We start from the raw sequence: 20,059 nt of genomic DNA, 5'->3' as shown, positions 1-20,059 counted from the left end.
CCTCCTTGTCGTCATCCCGGCGCAAGCTGGGATCCAGCGTCTTTCCACGTCCCCGGTCGGAGCCACCGGCGCATCACCTCATCAACCCGACCCGACACCATGCCCCCCAACGATCCCAGCAAGCTCGACCGCATCGTCGCCGAAGCCCGCCGCGCCGCCGAACAGCGCGGCCATGGCTACCGCGACCGCGCCCTGAAGATGTATCCGTGGATCTGCGGCCGCTGCGCGCGCGAGTTCGACCGCAGCAACGTGCAGCAGCTCACCGTGCACCACCGCAACCACAACCACGACGACAACCCGGCCGATGGCAGCAACTGGGAACTGCTGTGCCTGTACTGCCACGACAACGAGCATCAGCGTTACCTCGACCACGACGCCGGCACGCTCGACACCGGCGACACCCAGGCCCCGGCCACCGGCAACCCCTTCGCCGACCTCAAGGCGATGCTGGAACGCAACAGCAAATAGCCACCAGCCCCGCGCGCCCCGTAGGAGCGCACCCTGTGCGCGACCCCGCGACCCCGCCGCCCAGCGCTCCCTCGATCCCGACCGCCCCCGCCACCCCGCGTACAATCACGGCCCGCCCGCCGCCTGAAGCCGTGCCGATGTCCCCTGTAGCCGCCGCCCCCGTCGACGACGTGCTCGATGCCCTGTTCCTGCCGCTGGAAGAGGGTGCCCTGCGCCTGCCGGCGAACGCCCGCGTGCTGTTCCTGCGTGCCCGCGACGGCTTCCGCCTGCGCGAGATGGCCAGGCCCGGCTGGCGCTGCGAGCAGAGCTTCAAGCCGTTCGCCGAGGCGCTCGCGCGCAGCCGCCTGAGCGTGGACGCGCAGATCGACGACGAGCGATTCGACCTGGTGCTGGTATTGCCGCCGCGCCAGCGCGAGGAGGCGCGCGCCACCTTCGCCCGCGCCGTGCAGCTCGCCGCACCCGGCGGCGTGGTGCTGGCCTGCGTGCCGAACGCCGAGGGGGCGAAATCGGCGCAGGCGGATCTCGCCGCGCTGGCGACGCCGGGCGGCCACCTCTCCAAGCACAAATGCCGCGTGTTCTGGACCGCGCCGCTGGACGGCACGCACGACGCCGAGCGGCTGGCGCAATGGCTGGATCTGGACACGCCGCGCCGCAACGCCGCCGGCTACTGGAGCCGGCCCGGCCTGTTCGCCTGGGACCGGGTGGATGCGGCTTCGGCGCTGCTGGCGGCGCACCTGCCGCCGGATCTGGCCGGCCACGTCGCCGACCTCGGCATGGGTTACGGCTACCTCGCCAGCGAAGTGATCGCGCGCTGCCCCGGTGTCACCGCGCTGGACGGCTTCGAGGCCGAGCAGCGCGCACTGGTCTGCGCGCACCAGAACCTCGCCGAAGCACAGGCCCGGGCAGGGCACCCGGTGGCGGTCTCGCTGCACTGGCACGACGTCACCGCGGGCCTGCCGGGTCGCTACGACGCCGTCTTCAGCAATCCGCCGTTCCACCAGGGGCGTGCCGACCAGCCGGAACTCGGTCGGGCCTTCATCACCGCCGCCGCCCGCGTGCTCACGCCCAACGGCCAGCTCTGGCTGGTCGCCAACCGTCACCTGCCGTACGAGGCCACGCTCGCCGTCCACTTTGCCGAGGCGCGCACCGTGGTCGACGAAGGCGGCTTCAAGGTCATCGCCGCCCGCGGAGTGCACGCATGAAACTGGTCAAGCTCATCGCCAACCTGGGCTACGGCAGCCGCAAGGACGTGCAGTGGATGTTCCGCGCAGGCCGCATCACCGACGCCGGTGGCGGGGTGCTCTACGCCGACGACAAGGTGGAGCACGCCAACATCCGCCTCGACGGCGAACCGCTGGACCCGCCAGCCGGCATGGTGCTGATGCTGCACAAGCCGCTCGGCGTCACCTGCTCGCGCAAGGACGGCGGCCGCGTTGTCTACGACCTGCTGCCGCCGCGCTACCGCATGCGCGACCCGGCGCTCTCCACCGTCGGCCGCCTCGACCGCGACACCAGCGGCCTGCTGCTGATCACAGACGACGGCGCCCTGCTGCACCGGATCATCTCGCCCAGGTCCCACGTGCCCAAGGTCTACGAGGTCACCCTCGCCAACGATCTGCGCGGCGACGAAGCGGCCGCTTTCGCCAGCGGCACCCTGATGCTGGAATCGGAAACCACCCCGCTGCTGCCCGCCGAACTGGACGTGCTGGAACCGCGCAAGGCCCGCCTCACCCTGCACGAAGGCCGCTACCACCAGGTCCGCCGCATGTTCGCCGCCGTGGGCAATCACGTGGAGGCGTTGCACCGGGTGTCGGTGGGCGGGTTGGGCCTGGGTGAGCTGCCGGCGGGGGAGTGGCGGATGCTGGGGGAGGGAGACGTGGCGTCGATTTTCGGCGGGGGATGACGGCGGCTACAGCCAGCGGGGCAAGGTGTCGCAATGCCGGGACGTGCTGCGGGTTTGGACGGATCGGTTGGGCGGCAGGAGGTGATGGTCCATTGAAGCTGAATGTGTCGGGCTTGGTTGTTGACTGTGCGGCAGGGGCCGGTTTGCCGGATTACACTGCAATTTCGAGCCTGCTTTAGCTGGGCACCACAGGGAAAGTCATATGAACCTCAAGGCAGTCGCCACCGTTGTCACCATCATCGGCGTAGTCATCGCGTCCTTTGCCGGTAACGCCATTGCGCGGCAGGCAGGCTTGGGTGCCGAGGGCTGGCTCGTGGCAGCGTTTGCGCTCGGCATCCTATTGCTGAGCCAAGGTCCAGTTTTGCAACTTCGGCAAGAGGTTCGTGATCTCAAGGTGAGATCGGCCGACCGCGGTGAAGCGTAATCATTCATTCAAGCCGGCGCCGCTTCGCGGCTAGGACCGAAATTCAGGTGTTGGTCGCTCAGGAGCCCAGTTGCATGGATGAGAAAACCAGGCGCAGGAATTCGTATGTGGTTGCATCATGTCCACTCGTCATTGCGGGCATGCAGGTTTTGTTCGGTTTTGCGCCACTGGTCATGCTCGGGATCGGTGCATGCATGTCCGTCGTGGCGTTTGTCATGTTCCGATTCCTGTCCGGCCTGCGCGTCTTTGGAGCGGGCTCGGTGCAGTTCGGCAGGGCTACCGCGCTACGGATCTGGCAGGCCCCAATAGTGTGGGTTCCCATCGTTGTCGGCGTTGGCGCGATGGTCTTTCTCAGGGACGTCATTTGATGCGCATCGGCGTGTCCAGCTCGGCGAGCAAGCGAACGGCTTTGCGTTTCCGCCCACATTTGCGTTAGCGCAATGAGCCGCAAGGCATCTCTGGTCATCGCGTCAATGGCCTATATCGGCGTGCCGCTTTGGGCTTTGTTCGCCCTCCAGCGGGATGCGGAGGCCCAGCGTGTGGCTCACGCGTTCGCCTGCGGCAATGTCGCCATGGGCATCATTGTTTTCGGCCTGATGCTTTGCGCCACGCTCTCGCTGGTAGCCAGCGCCTTCGCTCTCGCCTCTTTCCGGAAGCTGCCTTCACCTCGTTCCAGATTCCGGACACTGGAGTTGGTGTTCATTGCCTTTCCTCTGCTGGCCGGGATCGTGTCCGTGGCGTTGTTGTTCCTGTACGCCTAGCATCCCTCCAGGCGCCCCTACCGCACTGATGGGCGCCATCGTCAGACCCCACAGGCGGATTCATGCGTATCCTCAAGGCAGGGCTGGTCTACTTCCTGTGGGTGTTCGGCACAGGATTCGCACTGGCGTTCATACGCATTCCGCTGCTTGTCCCAGCCTTCGGTGTCCGTATCGCCGAGCTGCTGGAGACGCCGGTGATGCTAGCGGTGATTGTCTGGGCATCCCGGAGGTTGGCCCATCGCCACGCGGAACTGGGGCGCGCGCGGCGACTGCTTGCTGGTTTGGTTGGCTTCGTCCTGCTGATCGGGGCGGAACTGTGCGTGGCCTACTTTCTCGGTGCCCGCTCACCCGGCCAGTACATTGCTTCGCGCGATCCGGTCTCCGGCAGCGTGTATCTCGCGTCGCTGTTCTTCTTCGCCGTGGCGCCTGCGATGTGGTTCGCCCGGCAGGGACCCGGCGATTCGCCGGAGCGCGCGCCGCGAGACGGCACGGCTTGACCACGGAGGCTGGTGAAGGTGGCCGCCCCGCTGACTGGCTTCCAAGCGGGTAACCGGATGCAAATCGGCAGGGACGTCTACAGGACACCGGGAGCGCTGGTGGCTCCGGTCGCACCACCGAACGTGGTGTCGACCTTGCGCCGCTTCTTCTCGAACCAGTGGTGGGCGTAGGGGTTGGCGTTGTACGCCGGAATCTCGCGGTAGCCGTTGCGCAGGTACATCGCGCGCGCCTCGGTGAGCGCGCGATTGGTGTCGAGCCGCAGCGTGGTGAGACCGAATGCCACGGCACGGGCCTCGATCGCGTCCAACAGGCGCTGGGCAATGCCCAGGCCGCGCGCCGTCGGGTCGACCCACATCCGCTTGATCTCGCCGACACCGCGCGAGCCTACCTTCATCGCGCCGCAGCCGACCGCGCGGCCGTCGAGGCGCGCCAGCAGCAGTACGCCCGCCGGCGGGACCAGTTCGGCGGGAGCCGCCGACACCGTCAGGGCGGGGTCGAATCCACCTTCGAAGCGCTGCTGAAGTTCGTGGAAGTAGGCGTCGAAGCACGCCAGGGCCTCGGCGCTGCCGGGGTCGACCGGTTCGATCACGACGGCCGACGCCCGCATCAATCGTTCGATCTCGGTCATGGCGGCGATCAGGCGACTGCGCTGCGACGCTCCGAGTGGCTCGAGCAGCGAGGTGGCGACGTCCTGCGATTGCCGGTCGAGTGCCCGCCACTCGGCGAGGCCCTTGCGGGTCAGCACCGCGCGGCGTGCGCGACCGTCACCGGGGGCACGCTGCGAGGCAACCAGGCCCTGCGTTTCCAGCGAGCGCAACAGGCGGCTGAGGTAGCCGGAGTCGAGCCCCAGGCGGGTACGCAGGTCACGCAGGTCCGCGCCATCCCGGCCGATCTCGAACAGCAGCCGCGATTCGCCGAGTGGGCGGCCGCGGCCGAGGTAGTCGTCGCTCAGCGCACCGATGCGCCGGGTGACGGCACGGTTGAATGCGCGGACCTGTTCGATCTGGCGTGTGTCCATTGACTGACTTTAGTCAGGTATTTGAGCCGGCGTCAATCGGGCGGCTGGGCCAACGCCTGCCGGGGCTGGGTCATCACAGATGCATGCCCAGCCAGATGACTGCTTCTGTTGCTGCGGCGACGATCGGAGTGATGGTCCGCAACCACCGACTGCTGCCCTCGAGCCGCCGGACCGACGCATCGTGATGCAGGCGTTCGTCATCCACGATGGACGATATGACCGCTACCGCGGCCGGATCGGAGTCGCGCAGGTCGTCGATCTGCTGCTGCAGGTGGCGAAGCACCACCTGTTCCACGGCGGCGGTGGTCGCGGCAATGGCTTTCGAGCCGCATAGCCCGGTGAGGAAGCCCAGCGCGTATCCGCCGAGGCCGCAAAGCCAGTAGCTGCGGCAGCGCCGGCATCCACGTCGAGCCAGCTCGGCCCCGAAGAGACTCCGGTGACGTTCCTCATGGGTGCGGAATTCGGTCAACTCGGCGACGATCGCCGGTGCCGTCAGGCGCGCCAGCAGGATCTGGGCGCGGTAGATGCAGATGGCGCCGTGCTCGCCGGCATGGTCGACCTTGATCACGCGATCGCCGGGCGCCACGCGACGCCCGGACAGCATGGTCCTCGGCTGCGGCGTATCCATCCTCAGGAGCGCGGTGTACCTACGTCCAGCTTCTCCCACCCCTCACGCCCCAGCTTGCGCAGGGTGTCGATGTTGCGGCGATAGATCTCGTCCGGGTCGCTCATGGCCTCGGCGGCGCGTTCCACGCTGGCTTCGCGCAGCAGGTGCAGAGTGGGGAACGGCGAGCGGTTGCTGGCGTTCTCCACGTCGTCGGGGGCGGTGTCGGCAAACTGGTAGTGCGGGTGGAAGCTGGCAACCTGCAGCACGCCGTCGAGTTTGAGCGTCTCCACCGCGGCATCGGCGACGTCGAGGAAGTCGTTGTAGTCGAGGAAGTCGACCAGCACGTGCGGGTGGATCAGCAGCGTGGTCTCGCATTCGGCGGGATCGGCCGCGGCAAGGCTCTGCAGCTCGCCGCAGAGATCGTCGAGCAGGGCGTCGGTGTTGCGGGCGTGGCTCACCGCATAGCGGATGCGACCCTGGATGAAGGGCGCGCGCGCGAACGGGCACAGGTTGAGGCCCACTACGGCCCGTTCCACCCAGCGATTCGTCGCCTCGATGTAGGGCGCATCTTCCGGGGTCAGGCCGGCGGTGATGAAGGGGGAGGCGTCGGACATGGCGGTGCTTCCGTGGACGGGCCGCGACTATAGCGGGGTCGCGTTCGTCCCGTGCGTCTAGCTCTGTTCCAGGGTGACCGGCACGCCGGCGCGCACGGTGTTGTGGATTTCGGCCACGGCGTCGGTCTGGCGGATGAGATCGCCGATCTGTTCCGGGGATGCCGGCGATTCCACCCGGGTGCGATAGCGGATGTCGCGGGCGGCCAGCCCGACGCCTGCGAATTCCGCGTGCGCTTCCACTTCCACCCGGGTCAGCGCGATGCCCATGCGCTGCGCCTCGCGGTAGAGGTCGTTGCAGTAGCAGGTGGCCAGCGCGAGCATCAGGAACTCGCCGCCGTTGACCGCCGAGCCGCCGCCTGGCTTGGCTGATACCGGAAGCGTCTGTTCGCTGCCACCGGTTGCAACGCGAGCCTCGTGCTCGCCATCGCCGCTTCTGACAAACGCCGAAATCTGCATGATTTCTCCCGGTTTTTCCTGGTCTGGAGCGCCTTTTCGTCCGATCTGGAGTCATCGGTCGGCCGGGCTGCTGGCCCGGGCTTGAGCTACCCGGGAGCAAGGCAAGGCTGCGCTTGCGGCCTCCGGTTGGCAATGCGTCCCGCGCCTGCGGCCGGCGGTGGAGTGCAAGCGCTGTCCGGCGTCCTGGGCTTGGGCGGTGCCGAGTGATCCGCAGGCATCGCCCGGCGGCTCACTGCGCGCTGATCATCACGCGATAGCCATCCGGATCGCTCAGGGCGAATTCGGCGGTACCGGTGTTCGGATTGATGCCGGGTTCCGCGTCCAGCACTGGCACCAGGGTGCGGGCGCGTTCGAGCGCGGCGTCGAAATCATCGATCCGGAAGAACAGCAGCAGCCCGTTGCCGGGTGTGGCATGGGCGGGGCTGTGCAGCGACGGATGGTCGTGCTCCCCCCAGGCATGCAGGCAGAGCAGGACGGTGCCGTCCCCGTCGAGGATCTGGCCGAAGTCGTCGTGCGCCGGTTGCGACGGGGGCAGGCCGAGCAGGGTCTGGTACCAGCGGAAGCTGGTGGCGACATCGTCGACTCCGATGATGGTCCACAGGCGTTTCACGGTGGATTCCCCGGCGAGGCGGCTGGATGGGTGGGAACGTACACCGATCGGGTATGCGACGCGGGGCGCGGCTTGCGTCCGGCCCGCTTCGCCTCAACCATCCCGGCATGACCCCAATGACCTTCGACAACGCGTTCCTCCGCGAGCTGCCCGCCGACCCCGAGGCGGGATCCCGGTTGCGGCAGGTGGATGGTGCGCTGTATTCACGCGTCGATCCCACACCGGTCGCGTCGCCACGACTGCTGGCGCACTCGTCGGAGATGGCACAGGCGCTTGGTTTCAGCGAGGCGGATGTGGCATCGCCGTGGTTCGCCGAGGTGTTCGGCGGCAACCGCCTGCTGGAGGGCATGCAGCCCTGGGCCAGCAACTACGGCGGGCACCAGTTCGGCCACTGGGCCGGGCAGTTGGGCGACGGCCGGGCGATCTCGCTGGGCGAGGTGGTCACCACGAAGGGCGAGCGCTGGGAGCTGCAGCTCAAGGGCGCCGGGCCCACGCCGTACTCGCGCACGGCGGACGGGCGGGCGGTGCTGCGCTCGTCGATCCGCGAGTTCCTGTGCAGCGAGGCGATGCATCACCTGGGCGTGCCGACCACGCGTGCGTTGAGCCTCGTCGGCACCGGCGAGACGGTGCTGCGCGACATGTTCTACGACGGCCATCCGGAGTTCGAGCCCGGCGCGGTGGTGTGCCGGGTGGCGCCGTCGTTCATCCGGTTGGGCCACTTCGAATTGCCGTACGCGCGGGGTGACCATGCGCTGCTGCGGCAACTGGTGGACTTCACCATCCGTCGCGATTTCCCGCATCTGCAGGGCTCGGGCGAGGCGCTGTACGCCGAATGGTTCGGCGAGGTGTGCGAGCGTACGGCGCAGACCATCGCGCAGTGGATGCGGGTGGGCTTCGTGCACGGCGTGATGAATACCGACAACCTGTCCATCCTCGGCCTGACCATCGACTACGGCCCCTACGGCTGGATCGACAACTTCGACCCGGACTGGACGCCGAACACCACCGACGCCGGTCGCCGCCGTTACCGCTTCGGCCAGCAGATGCAGGTGGCGTGGTGGAACCTGTCGCGGCTGGCCTCGGCGCTGTCACCGCTGTTCGCCGGCACCGGGCCGCTGCAGGCCGGGCTGGACTGGTATGCCAGCACCTATGCGACGGTCGAGCGCCGGATGCAGGCCGACAAACTGGGCCTGGCCGAGCCGCGCGCCGAGGACGATGTGCTGCACAGCCAGCTGCATACGCTGATGGTGCAGGCGCAGATCGACATGACGCTGTTCTACCGCGCACTGCTCGATTTCGACCCGGCCCGGCCGCAGCCGACGGCGGCGATGGAGCAGGCGTTCTACGACCTGGCCTTGCGCGAGCGCTTCGACGGCGAGCTGCGCGACTGGCTGGCGCGCTACGCGAAGCGGCTGGGCGAGGATGCGCAGCCTGCGCTGCAGCGACGCGAGCGCATGCGTCTGGCCAACCCGCGCTATGTGCTGCGCAACTACCTGGCACAGGAGGCGATCGACCTGGCTACGCAGGGCGACCTGTCCGGCGTGCACACCCTGCTCGAGGTGATGCGTCGTCCCTACGACGACCAGCCGGGTCGCGAGCATTACGCGGGCAAGCGACCGGACTGGGCGAAGGAGAAGGCGGGCTGCTCGATGCTGTCGTGCAGTTCGTGAGGGGCGCGCCCGCCGGGATGAGGGCGTGGCCCGGCGCCTATCCAGCTAGCGAGAGCAAGACCCGGATGCCGGTTTTCGTCGGCATGACGGGCTCAGCGGCTGGGATCGCCGGGGTGGCCCGGGTCCTTGCCGGGTGACTGCCGTGTTTCCGCCGCCACCCCGGCGCTGGCCGGGAGCCGACCTGCACGGCGTGTGGTAACCCCGGGCTCAGTGCCCGCCGCGATCGTCGCGCTTGCGATCGTTCGGTTTGCCGCGGCCGTTGTCGTTCGCGTTGCCGTGCCCCTTGCCCTGTGACGGTGCAGGCCGGGCCGCCGGCATCGGCCGGGGCTGTGGCCTCGCCGCGGGTTGCGGGCGCGGTGCCGGTCGCGTGGTTGGCTGTGGCCTGGGTTGCGGACGAGCCTCCGGCCGCGGACGGGGCGGCGGCATCGGGCGCAGGCCACCGCCAGTCGGTGGACGGACCCCGGGGCGTGGCGGGGGACGATGCCAGGGGCGATGCGGCGGGGGTGGCGGCGGGCGATGCGGGATCGGCCGCGCGTACCAGACGTTGCGCTCGCGGTAGAACGGCCGGTGGCTGTAGTAGTTCGACCAGTACAGCGCGATCGTGAAGGTGACGACGGGGATGCCGACTTGCGCGCCGTACTGCGGCAATGGCTGGTAGTACCCGTTGTCGTAGAACTCGATGTAGCTGCCGGCCACCCAGCCGCGGTCGCCGCGGAAGCCCACGTCGCACCACACCCAGCCGCTGGTGCAGCCGTAGATCTGGATGCTGTAGCCGACCGGGATGGTGTCGATGCGCGGATAGCCGATATCCGGCCCGGCGCGCAGGTTGACGCTGGCGGTGACGTAGCCATCCGCGGCGGTTGCCACGGCGGGGGCGAGCGCAAGCAGGAGCAGCGAGGACAACCAGATCAGGCGCTTCATGGTGAGGCTCTCCGGTCGTGGCTGGCGGGCCGGCTGCCCGCCGCCTCTCAGGTTGTGCCACGCCATCCTCGCGTGCAAGTGCGCCAGGCGAATTTCAGCGCAGCGACTGCGCGACGAACTGGCGCAGCTGTCCGGCATTGAGCGCACCGGACTGGCGGGCGATCTCGCGACCCTCGCGCAGCAGGATCAGGGTGGGGATGGAGCGGATGCCGAAGCGCTGCGCCAGCGGCTGCTGCGCGTCGGTATCCACCTTGGCCAGCCGCAGGCGCGGCTCGAATTCGCGTGCTGCCGCGGTGAAGATCGGCGCGAAGCCGAGGCACGGGCCGCACCAGGTGGCCCAGAAGTCGACCAGCACCGGCAGGTCGCCGCGCCCGGCCACGGCATCGAAGTTGGCGGTGGTGAGCTCCAGCGGATGACCGCCGAACAGGGGCTGGTGGCAGCGGCCGCAGTTCGGGTGCTGGTCGAGGCGTTCGGCCGGTACCCGGTTGAGGGCGCTGCAGTGCGGACAGGGGACGGCGAGCGGTGAGGTCATGACGAGTCCGGATTCGGGTGACTGGTCCGCAACATGATGGCCGCGCCGGCAGGCTCAAGTCCCCGCCATGATTTCCGCCTGCGGCAGTTCAGCGCGCTGCCAGCGCCTGCTGCACAGCGTGTTCGATCGCTGCGTAACCGCCTTCGCCGATGTGCGTGTAGACCACGCGTCCCCGGCGGTCGACCACATACTGCGCCGGCCAGTACTGGTTGTGCCAGGCGTTCCAGGTGGCGTAGCTGTTGTCCTGCGCCACCGGGTAGGTGATGCCCAGCCGCTTCACGGCAGCGAGCAGGTTGCCGGTGTCGCGCTCGGCATCCAGTTCCGGCGTGTGCACCCCGACGACGACCAGTCCCTGGTCGCGGTATTTCGCATCGAGTGCCTTGACCTGCGGCAGCGCATGCAGACAGTTGATGCATTCGAAGGTCCAGAAGTCGACCAGCACCACCTTGCCGCGCAGGCCTTCGATGGTCAGCGGCGGCGAGTTGATCCAGCGGGTGATGCCGGTGAAGGCGGCCGCGTGTGCCGGGGTGTCGGCCAGCGCGGGCGCGAGGCTGGCGAGGAGCAGGAGCGGGGCAAGCAGGAAGCGTCGCATGGGGCGTCCGGAAGCGGGCGGCGGGTGCCGCGGTCTTGCTCTATCGCTGCAACCGGCGGTCGGGTTACCCCGGATGGCTCAGAAGCGCTCGGCCGAGGCTTCGTTCCAGTGTGCGGCGAACGGTGCGGGTACCGTGTCGCCGAGCAGTGCGCCCGGCGCGAGGTAGTGGTGCAGCTGGCCGTAGTCGCGTGCCTGCTGGTCGGGCATGCGGTGCAGGATGTGCCGCGGCTCGAGCTGGTCCGGGTGGGCCACGCCCATCGCGCCGGTGATCTCGATGAAGCTGTCCATGGTGGCGCGGTGGTAGCGGCGCACGTGTTCGGCGCGTTCGTCGATCTTCAGCGCGCGGGCGCGGCGCTTGTCCTGGGTAGCGACGCCGGTGGGGCAGGTGTTGGTGTGGCAGCGCAGGGCCTGGATGCAGCCGACGGCGAACATCATCGGCCGCGCCACGTTGCAGATGTCCGCGCCGATGGCGATCTTGTGCACCAGGTCGAAGCCGGTGACCACCTTGCCGCTGGCGATGAGGCGGATCCTGTCGCGCAGGCTGCAGCCGACCAGGGCGCTGTGCACGAACGGCAGTGCCTCGTTGATGGTCAGGCCGAGGCGGTCGGACAGCTCTACCGGTGCGGCGCCGGTGCCGCCCTCGGCGCCGTCCACGGTGATGAAGTCCGGCAGGGTGCCGGTGTCCAGCATCGCCTTGCAGATGCCGAGGAACTCGCTGCGCCGGCCGATGCACAGCTTGAAGCCCACCGGCTTGCCGCCACACAGCGCGCGCAGGCGGGCGACGAAGGCGAGCAGGCCGCGCGGTGTGTCGAACTCCGGATGCGCGGCCGGAGACAGGCAGTCCTTTCCTTCAGGCACTTCGCGGATGCGCGCGATCTCGGCGTTCACCTTGGCCCCCGGCAGCATGCCGCCGTGGCTGGGCTTGGCGCCCTGGGACAGCTTGATCTCGATCATCTTCACGTGCGGATCGGCGGCCTTGCGGCGGAAGTCCTCGTCGTCGAAGCGGCCGTCCCTGGTGCGGCAGCCGAAGTAGCCCGAGCCGATCTCCCAGATTACGTCGGCGCCGTGTTCGAGGTGGTACGGCGTGAGTCCGCCCTCACCGGTGTCCTGCGCGAAGCCTCCCATCGCCGCGCCCTTGTTCATCGCCAGCACCGCGTGGCTGGACAGTGCACCGAAGCTCATCGCCGAGATGTTCAGGCGCGAGCTGTCGTAGGGCTGGCGGCACTGCGGGCCGCCGACGGTGATGCGCTCGGCGGTCTTCGGCACCTGCTTGACGGCGATCGAGTGCACGGCGAAGTCGAAGCCGGAGGCGAACACGTCGTACTCGGTGCCGAACGGATGCGTACCGCTGCTGCCGGCACCGCGCGACTTGACCAGGTCGCGCTGCTGCCGGTTGAACGGGCGCCCGCTCTTGTCGTCCTCCAGGAAGTACTGGCGGATCTCCGGGCTGATGAACTCCATGATGTAGCGCAGGTGCCCGATGATCGGGTAGTTGCCCAGCACGTTGCGCGGCGAGGCGATGTCGTACAGGCCCAGCGCGACCAGCGGCAGGATGACCGCGAAGGCCCAGGCGGCCTCGGGATGGAACGGAACGAGGGCAGCGACGGCGAGGATGGCCAGGACGGACAGCGCGTAGAACAGTTGGCGCCACATGCGACGGCTCCGGCAGGCGGCACGTCGCGCAAGGGAGTCGACACGCCGCGTGGATGGCCGTCCGGCATCGCGGTCCGCGGAAGCGGTGCGCCGGGACGGAGCTGGCGAGGCGGCAAGCGCCGCGTCTGCCCACCAGCGTGCCCCGGGTGGCGTCGATGCGACATGAAGCGCCGCGCCGGCGGACCGGCGCGGCGCTCCGGATCACTTCACGCCGTAGAGCTTCTCGACGTCGTTGCGCAGGGCGCGCTGGCTGTCCGGGCGGGCGTAGAACATGTGGCCGCCGGGGTACTCCTTCACCTGCACGCGGGTCGGGTCGCCCATCGCCGGCATCTGGTCGACGATCAGCACCGAGGCCATGAACGGGCAGGACAGGTCGTCCCAGCCATGGGCGATCAGCACGCGCAGGCCCGGATCGTTCGCCACCGATTCGCGCAGCTCGTTGACCGAGCCGCGGTTGGCGTCCTTGTCCCGGTGCCACAGGCGGTTCACTTGGTAGCTGAGTGCGTTGTAGCGCGCGTCGATCTTCCAGCCCACGGTCTTGGTGACGAAGTTGACCATCGCGGTGGTGGTCGGGGCGATGATGCCGTTGAGGATCGGATCGCCGGTTTCCTGCTGCGGGGCGGTCGGGAACGGATCCCAGGCGGTGACGTTGGAGTCGTAGCGGCTGCCCAGCTTGCCTTCGGCGCGATAGATCTCGCGCAGGTAGGCCTGGGTCTCGATGCGGCCGCCGGAGCGCTTGACGAACAGCGGATCCAGCCCGGTCAGTTCGGTGACCTTGTTGATCATCGCGGCGGTGGCGGCGGGGTTGCTGCGGCCCTGCATCAGCGTGGTGGCGTAGGTGGTGCGGGTGTAGTCGACGATCGGCGCCATCGCTTCGGCGGTGAGCTTGTGCTCCCGCTCCAGGTTGGCGGCGGCGATCGACGGCAGGGTGAGCATCCACGGCAGCGGCGAGACGTTCTCGTCATCGGAGGCGGCCGGGTCGAGGTAGGGCGAGACCAGCACCAGGCCGTTGATGGCTACGCCGAGCTGGGTCTGCAGGTAGTCGGTCATGCGCGGGCCGCGGAAGCCGCCGTAGCTCTCGCCGACCAGGTACTTCTTCGAGTCCATGCGGCCGTTCTTCACCAGCCAGTCGTAGACGATGCGCGACAAGTACTTGATGTCGTTGTCGGTGCTGTAGAAGAGCTTGGTGGCCTCCTTGTCGTCGACCAGCGCGCGGCTGAAGCCGGTGCCGACCGGATCGATGAAGACCAGGTCGGTGAAGCCCAGCCAGGTGCCGGGGTTGTCGTGCAGGGTGGCCGGGTCGGACGGATTGGCACCGGCCACGCCGAAGTTCACCCGCTTCGGACCGATCGCGCCGAGGTTGAGGTACACCGAGGAGGCGCCCGGGCCGCCGTTGACCGCGAAGGTCACCGGGCGATCCTTGCCGGGCATGGTGTAGGCGGTGTAGACCACCTCGCCGGTCACTTCGCCCTTCTCGTTGCGCACCGGCAGTGAGCCCACGGTGACGGTGTACTTCAGCGTGCGGCCGTCGATCTGCGCGGTCTGCGACACGTGCGCATCGGCTGGTAGCGGCGGCAGGTGGAAGGCCTTGTCGGCGGGCGCGGTGGCGGTGTCGGGCTTGGCCGGCTGGTCGGCGCAGAAGGCGAGGGCGGGGGTGCCGGCAGCGAGCGCGGCGAGCAGGGCGCAGGAAAGTACGTGGCGCACGGGTGGGGTCCTTGCGGGGAAAGCCCACGACCCTAGCGGGACGCTTCCGGCGGCAACCGTGCAGGAAGTCATGGCCCCGGCCGGATCGGCCGGGGCCGTGTCGATCACTTGATGCTGACCAGCTCCACGTCGAACACCAGCGCGGCGTTCGGCGGGATCGCGCTACCCGCGCCGCGGCTGCCGTAGCCCATCGACGAGGGAATCAGCAGCGTGCGCTTGCCGCCGACATGCATGCCGGCGACGCCTTCGTCCCAGCCCTTGATCACCTGGCCGGCGCCGAGCGGGAAGGCGAAGGTGCCGCCGTGGTCCTGCGAGGCGTCGAACTTCTTGCCGTGGTGGTCGGGCGCCTTCGGGTCGTACAGCCAGCCGGTGTAGTTCACCTCCACCGTGTCGCCGGGCTTGGCCACCGGGCCGGTGCCGACCACGGTATCGATGCTCTGCATCGCGGGGATGTCGGCGGCGGGGGCGGCGTGCTGCGAGGAGCAGGCGGCGAGCAGGAGCGGGAGCAGGCAGAGCAGTCGGCGCATGGTTGATCCTGTAGGTGAGAGCGATTCGGGATTGTAGCCGGCCGTGCTGCCCGCACCGGCTCAGCTTGCGTCAGGCCGGCCTTCCGGACCGCCACGATGCAGCACATCCGGCAGCGCGTCGCCCTGTTCGACGAAGTCCAATGCCACTGAGTTCAGGCAGTGGCGGTGACCGGTCGGCGGCGGTCCATCGGGAAACACGTGGCCGAGGTGGCTGCCGCAGCGGGCGCAGACTTCCTCGGTACGCACCATGCCGTAGCTGGTGTCGCGGATGTAGCGCAGGTGGGCGTCGTCGTAGGGGGCGAAAAAGCTCGGCCAGCCGGTGCCGGAGTCGAACTTGGCACTGGAGCGGAACAGGGGCAGCCCGCAGAAGCGGCAGGTGTAGACGCCGTCCTTCTTGTTGTCCAGGAATACCCCGCAGAACGCCGCCTCGGTGCCGTGCTGGAGCAGTACGCGGCGCTCGTCCGCGGTCAGCCCGGCGGTGATGGTCTGGCGCTGGGCGTCGGTAGGTGGGGTGAGATCGAAGCGGGACATGGCGGCTCCAGCGGGTGGCGGTAGTGGCGAGGTGGGGTGTGAGGCTGGGTTGTCCAAGCTTTTTCGGGTGCAAGCGTGGAACGGGAGGGGACTGGATTCCAGCGAATGCCGGAGGTGCTTTTCAACAGCCGCAGGGCTGGTCATCCAGTGACTTCATCGCGTTTGGGCACCCCACCGCGCCGGCTCACTCCAGCGCCTGCAACTGCCCCTGCACGTCGTTGATCGCGTTGCGGATGCGCTGGCTGAACACCGAGTCCTCATGGTGGATCAGCACCAGCCGCTCGGTGGCGCGGGTCATCGCCACGTAGAGCAGGCGGGCTTCCTCGGCCTCGTCCTTGCCCGGTTTGGGCAGCGAGCCGAGCCCCGGGATGAATACCACCGGGAACTCCAGGCCCTTGCTCGAATGCATGGTGACCAGCCGGACCGCGTCCTCGACCAGGAACAGCGCGCGCTTGCCATCGCCTTCGGCCAGCCGGCTGGCGATGCCCTCGCGCTTCAGCGCTTCGTGCAGCTTTTCGCCTTCCCACTGATTGCGGAAGATCACCGCCATGTCCGACAGTGGCCGGCCGTGGGCCGCCTCGTCGCGCAGGCACTGGATCAGCACGGTGAGCTGCTCGCCGGCGGTGTCGGTGCGGATCAGCTCGGGCACCGGGCCGCGGCGGCCGGCGCTTTGCGGCGCGATCAGCGGCACGCCGTCGTCCTCGCCGATCCGTTCGATCAGCAGGTCGCTGGCAAAACCGCGTGCCACCGAGAGGATCTCCAGCGTGTTGCGGTAGTTGAGCTTGAGGATGGTGGTGCGGCCCTGCGCCTGCACGCCCAGTTCCTTCCAGGTGAACTTGCGGCGGTCGTCGCGGCCGTAGATGTTTTGCGCGTCGTCGTACAGCACCAGCAGCGAGTTGGTGCTGGGGTCGACCATCTGCACGATCAGCTTGTACCAGTCCGGCTCGAAGTCGTGGCCTTCGTCGACCAGCACGGCGCCGTACTGGAAGCGTGGGATCTGGCCGCGGTCGACGCCGGCGATCACCCGTTCGACCATCTCGGCGAAGAAATCGTCGGTGCTCTTGCCCTCCTTCGTGGGCAGGTCGACGTGGTAGGCAGTGAGCATCTGCCGGCACCAGCGGTGGAAGTTGTAGACCTGCACCTTGTCCGACAGGCCGCGCTCGCCGACCAGCTGGTCCAGCCGCCCGGCCAGGGTCTTGTTGTAGCAGAGCACCAGGATCGGCTTGGCCATGGTCCGTGCCAGCTGCAGCGCGCGGAAGCCCAGGATCATCGTCTTGCCGGAGCCGGCCACGCCGTGGATCAGGCGGTGGCCGTCGCCCAGCGAGCGGGCGAGCTGCTCCTGCTGGGCATCCATCACCTTGACCAGCTCGGGGATCTCGATCGCCTTGCCCGGCTCGTCCGCCTGGGCGGGAAACAGGCCGAACTGGCCCGAGCCCGGGTCGACCCGGAGCTCCGGGAACAGGTGCCAGCGCACGCGGTCGAGCTGGGGCAGGGTGAGCGCCACCGGGAACACCTGCGGGAACATCGCCCATAGCCGTTCCTGGAACGCTTCGGCTTCCACCGACTCGTAGATCTCGTCGCGGCAGATCACCAGGTGCGCCGGCAGCACGGCGTCCAGTCCGCCCTCGTCGAACTGTTTGCGGCTGATATTGGCCAGCACCACGCCCCAGCCCCACGGCATCACCAGCTTGCCGGCGTGGCGGTGGCCCGGCGGGAAGTGCAGGGCCGGGTCCTTCTGCAGCGCCACGCCGATCTCCAGCGCATAGGCGCGTGCCTGCAGCAGCGGGTTGTTTTCCTTCACCGTGCCGCGGTCGGTGAGCAGGGTGACCTGGGTGCTGTCGACCTGCTGCAGGGTCTCGGCCTTCCAGTCCTTCACCTCCAGCACCAGCAGGCCGCGGCGCGGGTGCACGATGACGAAGTCGGGATGCCGCTGCTTCGGGCCGACCGGGACGTCGTACCAGACCAGGTAGTCGTCCTCGAGCTTCTGCTCCAGGCGTTCGGAGACGCGTTTCTCGCCGCCGGTCATGCGCGGCAGGCAGCTGTTGCGGGAAGGAATGAGCGTGGCCATCCGGTGTCCGGTTGAGTGTCCCCGCGGCGAAAGTAGCCAATCCCCGCAGACTGGCAAAGCCCCGGGTGACCCCGGGGAGCCGCCGCCGTGCACGGAGGCCGGCCCGACAGGTACTATCGCGCCGTGCAATTCGGCGGCACACGTGGCCGGCCGGGCGGGGAGAGGGGATGCCGGTTCAAGTCGAAACACTGTCTCTGCTCAATGCGGTGCAGGCCCTGGCGCTGGGTCTCATGCTCTGGGTGGGCACCCACAGCGGCAACGACCGCGCGCTGGCGGCCATAAGGCTGCGCGCGCTTGCGTTGGCGGTGGAGGCTACCGGCTACGGACTGCTGGCGTTGCAGGCGTTCATTTCCCCCTCCGCGCTGGTGATCGGAGGCAACGCCCTCAACCTGCTCGCCCAGGGTATGGTGGTGGTGGCGATCCGCCAACTGCTCGGCGAGCCGCTGCGGCTGAAGACGGCGGCGACGATCGGTTTCCTCGGCTGGGCCGGCGTTTCCTGGCTGGGTGCGGTCTATCCCGACTACCGGCTGCGCGTGCTGTGGGGATCGTGCGCGATCCTGGGCAACGTGTTGCTCAATGTCGAGGCCTTGCGCGGCGGTTGCCGGGACCGCGACACGCGTGCCCGATGCGTGCTGTTGTGGGTCTACCTGCTGGAACTGGCATTGCTGCTGTGGCGAAACGGGTCGCTGTGGCTGGGCTCCCACCCGCCGGAGCAGGTGGCCACGCCGTCGCCGGTGAACGTGTTCTACGTGCTGCTCTCGGGCATGCAGCCGCTGTTTGCCAGTATCGGCTTCCTGCTGCTCTACAACGAGATCCTGCGTCGCGAACTGCACGAACTGGCGCGCATCGATCCGCTGACCGGCGTGGCCAATCGGCGCGCCATGGGCGAGGCTTCCGACCGGATGCTGGCCGAAGCCAGGGGCTGGAGGGGGTCGGTCGGTGTGCTGCTGCTCGATGCCGACCACTTCAAGACCATCAACGACCGTTTCGGCCACGACGGCGGCGACAAGGTGCTGCAGGCCCTGGTCGGTCACATCCAGAGCATGCTCCGCAGCGGTGACATCGTCGGTCGCGTGGGCGGCGAGGAGTTCCTGGTGCTGTCGCCCGGTGTCGATGAAGCGGGCCTGCTGGCGCTGGCCGAGCGCATCCGCGCCACGGTCGAGAGCTCGCCGCTGGTGATCAACGGCGAACCGGTGCGCCTGACGGTGTCGATCGGCACCGCCGTGGCCGGTCCCGGCGGCTGGGACATGACCGTGCTGCGTCGTCGTGCCGATGCAGCGCTTTATGCGGCCAAGCGGGCCGGGCGCAATCGCGTGATGTCGGGAGAATCCCTCGCCTGAGCCGGGCTTGGGCACGCACCTACCAGCGGTGCAGTTCGCGCGGATCGCGTCCGACCCGGCGGCATGCATGCGCCGCGATGCCTTCGGTCAGGGCCAGCCGGAATACCGGTGCCATCGACCACAGCGCATGCGCCGCCATCCGTGCCCTGGCCCGCTGGGCAGGCGTCCTCCGCAGCATCCGGACCGCCCATTCGGGCAACAGCGCGGCCCCGGCGTGCAGGAACACGTCGCGCGACAGCGAGGCGACCGGCACCGGCAACCGCACCTGGGCGAGGATGTCCAGCACGGTGCGGGTGCGCCCGGTATAGGCGAGCGTGGGGCGCACTGCACGGAAGTAGGCGTCGACCTCGCCCTCGCTGCGCGGCACATCCCGCGCCCCCAGCGCTTCGGCTACCCGGCGGCATTCGTCGAAGTAGCGGTCGGCCGCACCGGCCGGCAGGTCGATGTGACTGTATCGGCGATAGCCCTGCAGGAAGCTGTAGGCCTCGGTCACGTGGACCCAGGTGAGCAGGGCCGGGTCGTTGGCATCGTAGGGGCGGCCATCCTCGGTGCTGCCGCGGACCCGGTCGTGGATATGGCGCACGCGCTCGATCAATGCCTCCACCGACGCGCGGGGCGCATAGGTGGTGCCACCGACGAAGGTGGTGGTTCGGCGCAGCCGGCCGAGCAGATCCTCGCGGAAATTGGAGTGGTCCCACACCCCTGCCAGCGCCAGCGGATGCAGCGTCTGCAGCATCAGCGCGGCCAGGCCGCCGGCGAGCATGCCGGGGAAGTCGGCATGGATGCGCCAGGTCGCGCCGTCCGGATCGAACAGGCCGGGATCGCCCACCGGGGTGTCGTAATCGACCGTGCCGCCGCCGTTGCGCGGGAACGCGCCCGCCACCCAGCGGCGGATCGCTGCCTGGGCCGGTCGCGTGACGAGGTGCAGGGCGGTGGGCATGCCGCGCATCTTAGCGGCGCCGACAGGTGCCGGCAGGCGCTTGCGGCAACGTGCGCCCGCCCTCCGGCCACCGATGGTCGGCGCTTATGCCATTTCCGACGTTTGCATCGGTCGTCGGATGTGGTATCCCTAACTCCATGACGATCCGCACCGCCCGCTGGTTTGCTTGGTTTTATGGCTATCCGAAGCCACAGGCGGAGCCAGGGGCGCGATCGTAAGCAG

General features: G+C 68.7%; 23 protein-coding genes. 9 read left to right on the top strand and 14 right to left on the bottom strand.

Annotation, left to right across the window (positions count from 1 at the left end; translation table 11 throughout):
* Window positions 1–99: 99 nt before the first annotated feature.
* The 7 genes from ATSB10_RS06560 to ATSB10_RS06530 all read left to right on the top strand — a co-directional run bounded on the left by ATSB10_RS06560 (window position 100) and on the right by ATSB10_RS06530 (window position 4,053).
* On the top strand, window positions 100–468 hold the full coding sequence (locus ATSB10_RS06560; RefSeq protein WP_063671438.1) for a YajD family HNH nuclease: 369 nt from the start codon (window positions 100–102) through the stop codon (window positions 466–468).
* A 137-nt stretch (window positions 469–605) separates the two neighbouring features.
* Complete coding sequence (locus tag ATSB10_RS06555) at window positions 606–1,670, top strand: class I SAM-dependent methyltransferase (protein ID WP_063671436.1); 1,065 nt, start codon at window positions 606–608, stop codon at window positions 1,668–1,670.
* Entirely contained in the window at window positions 1,667–2,371 is a 705-nt protein-coding gene (locus ATSB10_RS06550) for a pseudouridine synthase (RefSeq protein ID WP_063671434.1), read from the top strand. The genes ATSB10_RS06555 and ATSB10_RS06550 overlap by 4 nt, the downstream gene beginning before the upstream one ends.
* A 202-nt stretch (window positions 2,372–2,573) precedes the next feature.
* A complete protein-coding gene (locus ATSB10_RS06545; protein ID WP_063671433.1) occupies window positions 2,574–2,795 on the top strand; it encodes a hypothetical protein in 222 nt (73 codons plus the stop codon).
* A gap of 74 nt (window positions 2,796–2,869) precedes the next feature.
* Entirely contained in the window at window positions 2,870–3,163 is a 294-nt protein-coding gene (locus tag ATSB10_RS06540) for a hypothetical protein (RefSeq protein ID WP_063671431.1), read from the top strand.
* A gap of 72 nt (window positions 3,164–3,235) precedes the next feature.
* Window positions 3,236–3,556, top strand: a complete 321-nt coding sequence (locus tag ATSB10_RS06535; protein ID WP_157469120.1) for a hypothetical protein — start codon at window positions 3,236–3,238, stop codon at window positions 3,554–3,556.
* Between the two features lie 62 nt (window positions 3,557–3,618).
* Complete coding sequence (locus tag ATSB10_RS06530; RefSeq protein WP_063671427.1) at window positions 3,619–4,053, top strand: hypothetical protein; 435 nt, start codon at window positions 3,619–3,621, stop codon at window positions 4,051–4,053.
* 77 nt (window positions 4,054–4,130) lie between these two features.
* On the opposite strand, the gene ATSB10_RS06525 is transcribed toward ATSB10_RS06530, so the two are convergent.
* The 5 genes from ATSB10_RS06525 to ATSB10_RS06505 form a co-directional block, all read right to left on the bottom strand.
* Window positions 4,131–5,072 carry a bifunctional helix-turn-helix transcriptional regulator/GNAT family N-acetyltransferase gene (locus ATSB10_RS06525; RefSeq protein WP_063671426.1) on the bottom strand — a complete coding sequence of 314 codons (942 nt, stop codon included), beginning with the start codon at window positions 5,070–5,072 and terminating at the stop codon, window positions 4,131–4,133.
* Window positions 5,073–5,145: 73 nt separating this feature from the next.
* A complete protein-coding gene (locus ATSB10_RS06520) occupies window positions 5,146–5,700 on the bottom strand; it encodes a demethoxyubiquinone hydroxylase family protein (protein ID WP_205631102.1) in 555 nt (184 codons plus the stop codon).
* A 2-nt stretch (window positions 5,701–5,702) separates the two neighbouring features.
* Window positions 5,703–6,293 carry a DUF1415 domain-containing protein gene (locus ATSB10_RS06515; protein WP_063671425.1) on the bottom strand — a complete coding sequence of 197 codons (591 nt, stop codon included), beginning with the start codon at window positions 6,291–6,293 and terminating at the stop codon, window positions 5,703–5,705.
* 57 nt (window positions 6,294–6,350) lie between these two features.
* On the bottom strand, window positions 6,351–6,749 hold the full coding sequence (locus tag ATSB10_RS06510; RefSeq protein WP_063671424.1) for an OsmC family protein: 399 nt from the start codon (window positions 6,747–6,749) through the stop codon (window positions 6,351–6,353).
* Window positions 6,750–6,978: 229 nt separating this feature from the next.
* Window positions 6,979–7,359: a VOC family protein gene (locus ATSB10_RS06505; protein ID WP_063671423.1), complete on the bottom strand. Its 381-nt coding sequence runs from the start codon at window positions 7,357–7,359 to the stop codon at window positions 6,979–6,981.
* 107 nt (window positions 7,360–7,466) lie between these two features.
* Between ATSB10_RS06505 and ATSB10_RS06500 the strand changes: the two genes are divergently transcribed.
* Window positions 7,467–9,029, top strand: coding sequence for a protein adenylyltransferase SelO (locus tag ATSB10_RS06500; RefSeq protein ID WP_063674369.1), 1,563 nt, complete (start codon window positions 7,467–7,469; stop codon window positions 9,027–9,029).
* Window positions 9,030–9,236: 207 nt separating this feature from the next.
* Here the strand turns inward: ATSB10_RS06500 and ATSB10_RS06495 are convergent, their stop codons facing one another.
* The 8 genes from ATSB10_RS06495 to ATSB10_RS06460 form a co-directional block, all read right to left on the bottom strand.
* Window positions 9,237–9,950 (bottom strand): SH3 domain-containing protein, encoded by a 714-nt coding sequence (locus ATSB10_RS06495; RefSeq protein ID WP_063671422.1) that lies wholly within the window; start codon window positions 9,948–9,950, stop codon window positions 9,237–9,239.
* Between the two features lie 94 nt (window positions 9,951–10,044).
* Window positions 10,045–10,482: a thioredoxin TrxC gene (trxC, locus tag ATSB10_RS06490; RefSeq protein WP_063671420.1), complete on the bottom strand. Its 438-nt coding sequence runs from the start codon at window positions 10,480–10,482 to the stop codon at window positions 10,045–10,047.
* Between the two features lie 88 nt (window positions 10,483–10,570).
* Entirely contained in the window at window positions 10,571–11,074 is a 504-nt protein-coding gene (locus ATSB10_RS06485) for a thioredoxin family protein (RefSeq protein WP_063671418.1), read from the bottom strand.
* A 78-nt stretch (window positions 11,075–11,152) separates the two neighbouring features.
* Window positions 11,153–12,727 (bottom strand): FMN-binding glutamate synthase family protein, encoded by a 1,575-nt coding sequence (locus tag ATSB10_RS06480; RefSeq protein WP_063671415.1) that lies wholly within the window; start codon window positions 12,725–12,727, stop codon window positions 11,153–11,155.
* A 201-nt stretch (window positions 12,728–12,928) separates the two neighbouring features.
* On the bottom strand, window positions 12,929–14,431 hold the full coding sequence (locus ATSB10_RS06475; RefSeq protein ID WP_063671413.1) for a S10 family peptidase: 1,503 nt from the start codon (window positions 14,429–14,431) through the stop codon (window positions 12,929–12,931).
* Between the two features lie 104 nt (window positions 14,432–14,535).
* A complete protein-coding gene (locus ATSB10_RS06470; protein ID WP_063671411.1) occupies window positions 14,536–14,958 on the bottom strand; it encodes an FKBP-type peptidyl-prolyl cis-trans isomerase in 423 nt (140 codons plus the stop codon).
* Between the two features lie 60 nt (window positions 14,959–15,018).
* A complete protein-coding gene (msrB, locus tag ATSB10_RS06465; RefSeq protein WP_063671409.1) occupies window positions 15,019–15,489 on the bottom strand; it encodes a peptide-methionine (R)-S-oxide reductase MsrB in 471 nt (156 codons plus the stop codon).
* Window positions 15,490–15,673: 184 nt separating this feature from the next.
* Window positions 15,674–17,557 (bottom strand): 3'-5' exonuclease, encoded by a 1,884-nt coding sequence (locus tag ATSB10_RS06460; protein WP_063671407.1) that lies wholly within the window; start codon window positions 17,555–17,557, stop codon window positions 15,674–15,676.
* 167 nt (window positions 17,558–17,724) lie between these two features.
* Between ATSB10_RS06460 and ATSB10_RS06455 the strand changes: the two genes are divergently transcribed.
* Window positions 17,725–18,897 carry a GGDEF domain-containing protein gene (locus tag ATSB10_RS06455; RefSeq protein WP_063671406.1) on the top strand — a complete coding sequence of 391 codons (1,173 nt, stop codon included), beginning with the start codon at window positions 17,725–17,727 and terminating at the stop codon, window positions 18,895–18,897.
* Between the two features lie 19 nt (window positions 18,898–18,916).
* Here the strand turns inward: ATSB10_RS06455 and ATSB10_RS06450 are convergent, their stop codons facing one another.
* Entirely contained in the window at window positions 18,917–19,837 is a 921-nt protein-coding gene (locus ATSB10_RS06450; RefSeq protein WP_063674368.1) for an oxygenase MpaB family protein, read from the bottom strand.
* Window positions 19,838–20,059 lie beyond the last annotated feature (222 nt).

Source organism: Dyella thiooxydans (assembly GCF_001641285.1).
In the GTDB taxonomy this organism is placed as follows: domain Bacteria; phylum Pseudomonadota; class Gammaproteobacteria; order Xanthomonadales; family Rhodanobacteraceae; genus Dyella_A; species Dyella_A thiooxydans.
The sequence above is the reverse complement of the archived record's forward strand: the minus strand, read 5'-3'. Positions and strand labels throughout refer to the sequence as shown.

Bases quoted from the DNA above. Each gene is read 5' to 3' on its own strand.
- ATSB10_RS06470 (WP_063671411.1), bottom strand. From the start codon at position 14,958: ATGCGCCGACTGCTCTGCCTGCTCCCGCTCCTGCTCGCCGCCTGCTCC.
- ATSB10_RS06525 (WP_063671426.1), bottom strand. From the start codon at position 5,072: ATGGACACACGCCAGATCGAACAGGTCCGCGCATTCAACCGTGCCGTC.
- ATSB10_RS06480 (WP_063671415.1), bottom strand. From the start codon at position 12,727: ATGTGGCGCCAACTGTTCTACGCGCTGTCCGTCCTGGCCATCCTCGCC.
- ATSB10_RS06555 (WP_063671436.1), top strand. From the start codon at position 606: ATGTCCCCTGTAGCCGCCGCCCCCGTCGACGACGTGCTCGATGCCCTG.
- ATSB10_RS06495 (WP_063671422.1), bottom strand. From the start codon at position 9,950: ATGAAGCGCCTGATCTGGTTGTCCTCGCTGCTCCTGCTTGCGCTCGCC.
- ATSB10_RS06545 (WP_063671433.1), top strand. From the start codon at position 2,574: ATGAACCTCAAGGCAGTCGCCACCGTTGTCACCATCATCGGCGTAGTC.
- ATSB10_RS06485 (WP_063671418.1), bottom strand. From the start codon at position 11,074: ATGCGACGCTTCCTGCTTGCCCCGCTCCTGCTCCTCGCCAGCCTCGCG.
- ATSB10_RS06450 (WP_063674368.1), bottom strand. From the start codon at position 19,837: ATGCCCACCGCCCTGCACCTCGTCACGCGACCGGCCCAGGCAGCGATC.
- ATSB10_RS06515 (WP_063671425.1), bottom strand. From the start codon at position 6,293: ATGTCCGACGCCTCCCCCTTCATCACCGCCGGCCTGACCCCGGAAGAT.
- msrB (WP_063671409.1), bottom strand. From the start codon at position 15,489: ATGTCCCGCTTCGATCTCACCCCACCTACCGACGCCCAGCGCCAGACC.
- ATSB10_RS06510 (WP_063671424.1), bottom strand. From the start codon at position 6,749: ATGCAGATTTCGGCGTTTGTCAGAAGCGGCGATGGCGAGCACGAGGCT.
- ATSB10_RS06535 (WP_157469120.1), top strand. From the start codon at position 3,236: ATGAGCCGCAAGGCATCTCTGGTCATCGCGTCAATGGCCTATATCGGC.
- ATSB10_RS06560 (WP_063671438.1), top strand. From the start codon at position 100: ATGCCCCCCAACGATCCCAGCAAGCTCGACCGCATCGTCGCCGAAGCC.
- ATSB10_RS06500 (WP_063674369.1), top strand. From the start codon at position 7,467: ATGACCCCAATGACCTTCGACAACGCGTTCCTCCGCGAGCTGCCCGCC.
- ATSB10_RS06520 (WP_205631102.1), bottom strand. From the start codon at position 5,700: ATGGATACGCCGCAGCCGAGGACCATGCTGTCCGGGCGTCGCGTGGCG.
- ATSB10_RS06550 (WP_063671434.1), top strand. From the start codon at position 1,667: ATGAAACTGGTCAAGCTCATCGCCAACCTGGGCTACGGCAGCCGCAAG.
- ATSB10_RS06540 (WP_063671431.1), top strand. From the start codon at position 2,870: ATGGATGAGAAAACCAGGCGCAGGAATTCGTATGTGGTTGCATCATGT.
- ATSB10_RS06455 (WP_063671406.1), top strand. From the start codon at position 17,725: ATGCCGGTTCAAGTCGAAACACTGTCTCTGCTCAATGCGGTGCAGGCC.
- ATSB10_RS06460 (WP_063671407.1), bottom strand. From the start codon at position 17,557: ATGGCCACGCTCATTCCTTCCCGCAACAGCTGCCTGCCGCGCATGACC.
- trxC (WP_063671420.1), bottom strand. From the start codon at position 10,482: ATGACCTCACCGCTCGCCGTCCCCTGTCCGCACTGCAGCGCCCTCAAC.
- ATSB10_RS06530 (WP_063671427.1), top strand. From the start codon at position 3,619: ATGCGTATCCTCAAGGCAGGGCTGGTCTACTTCCTGTGGGTGTTCGGC.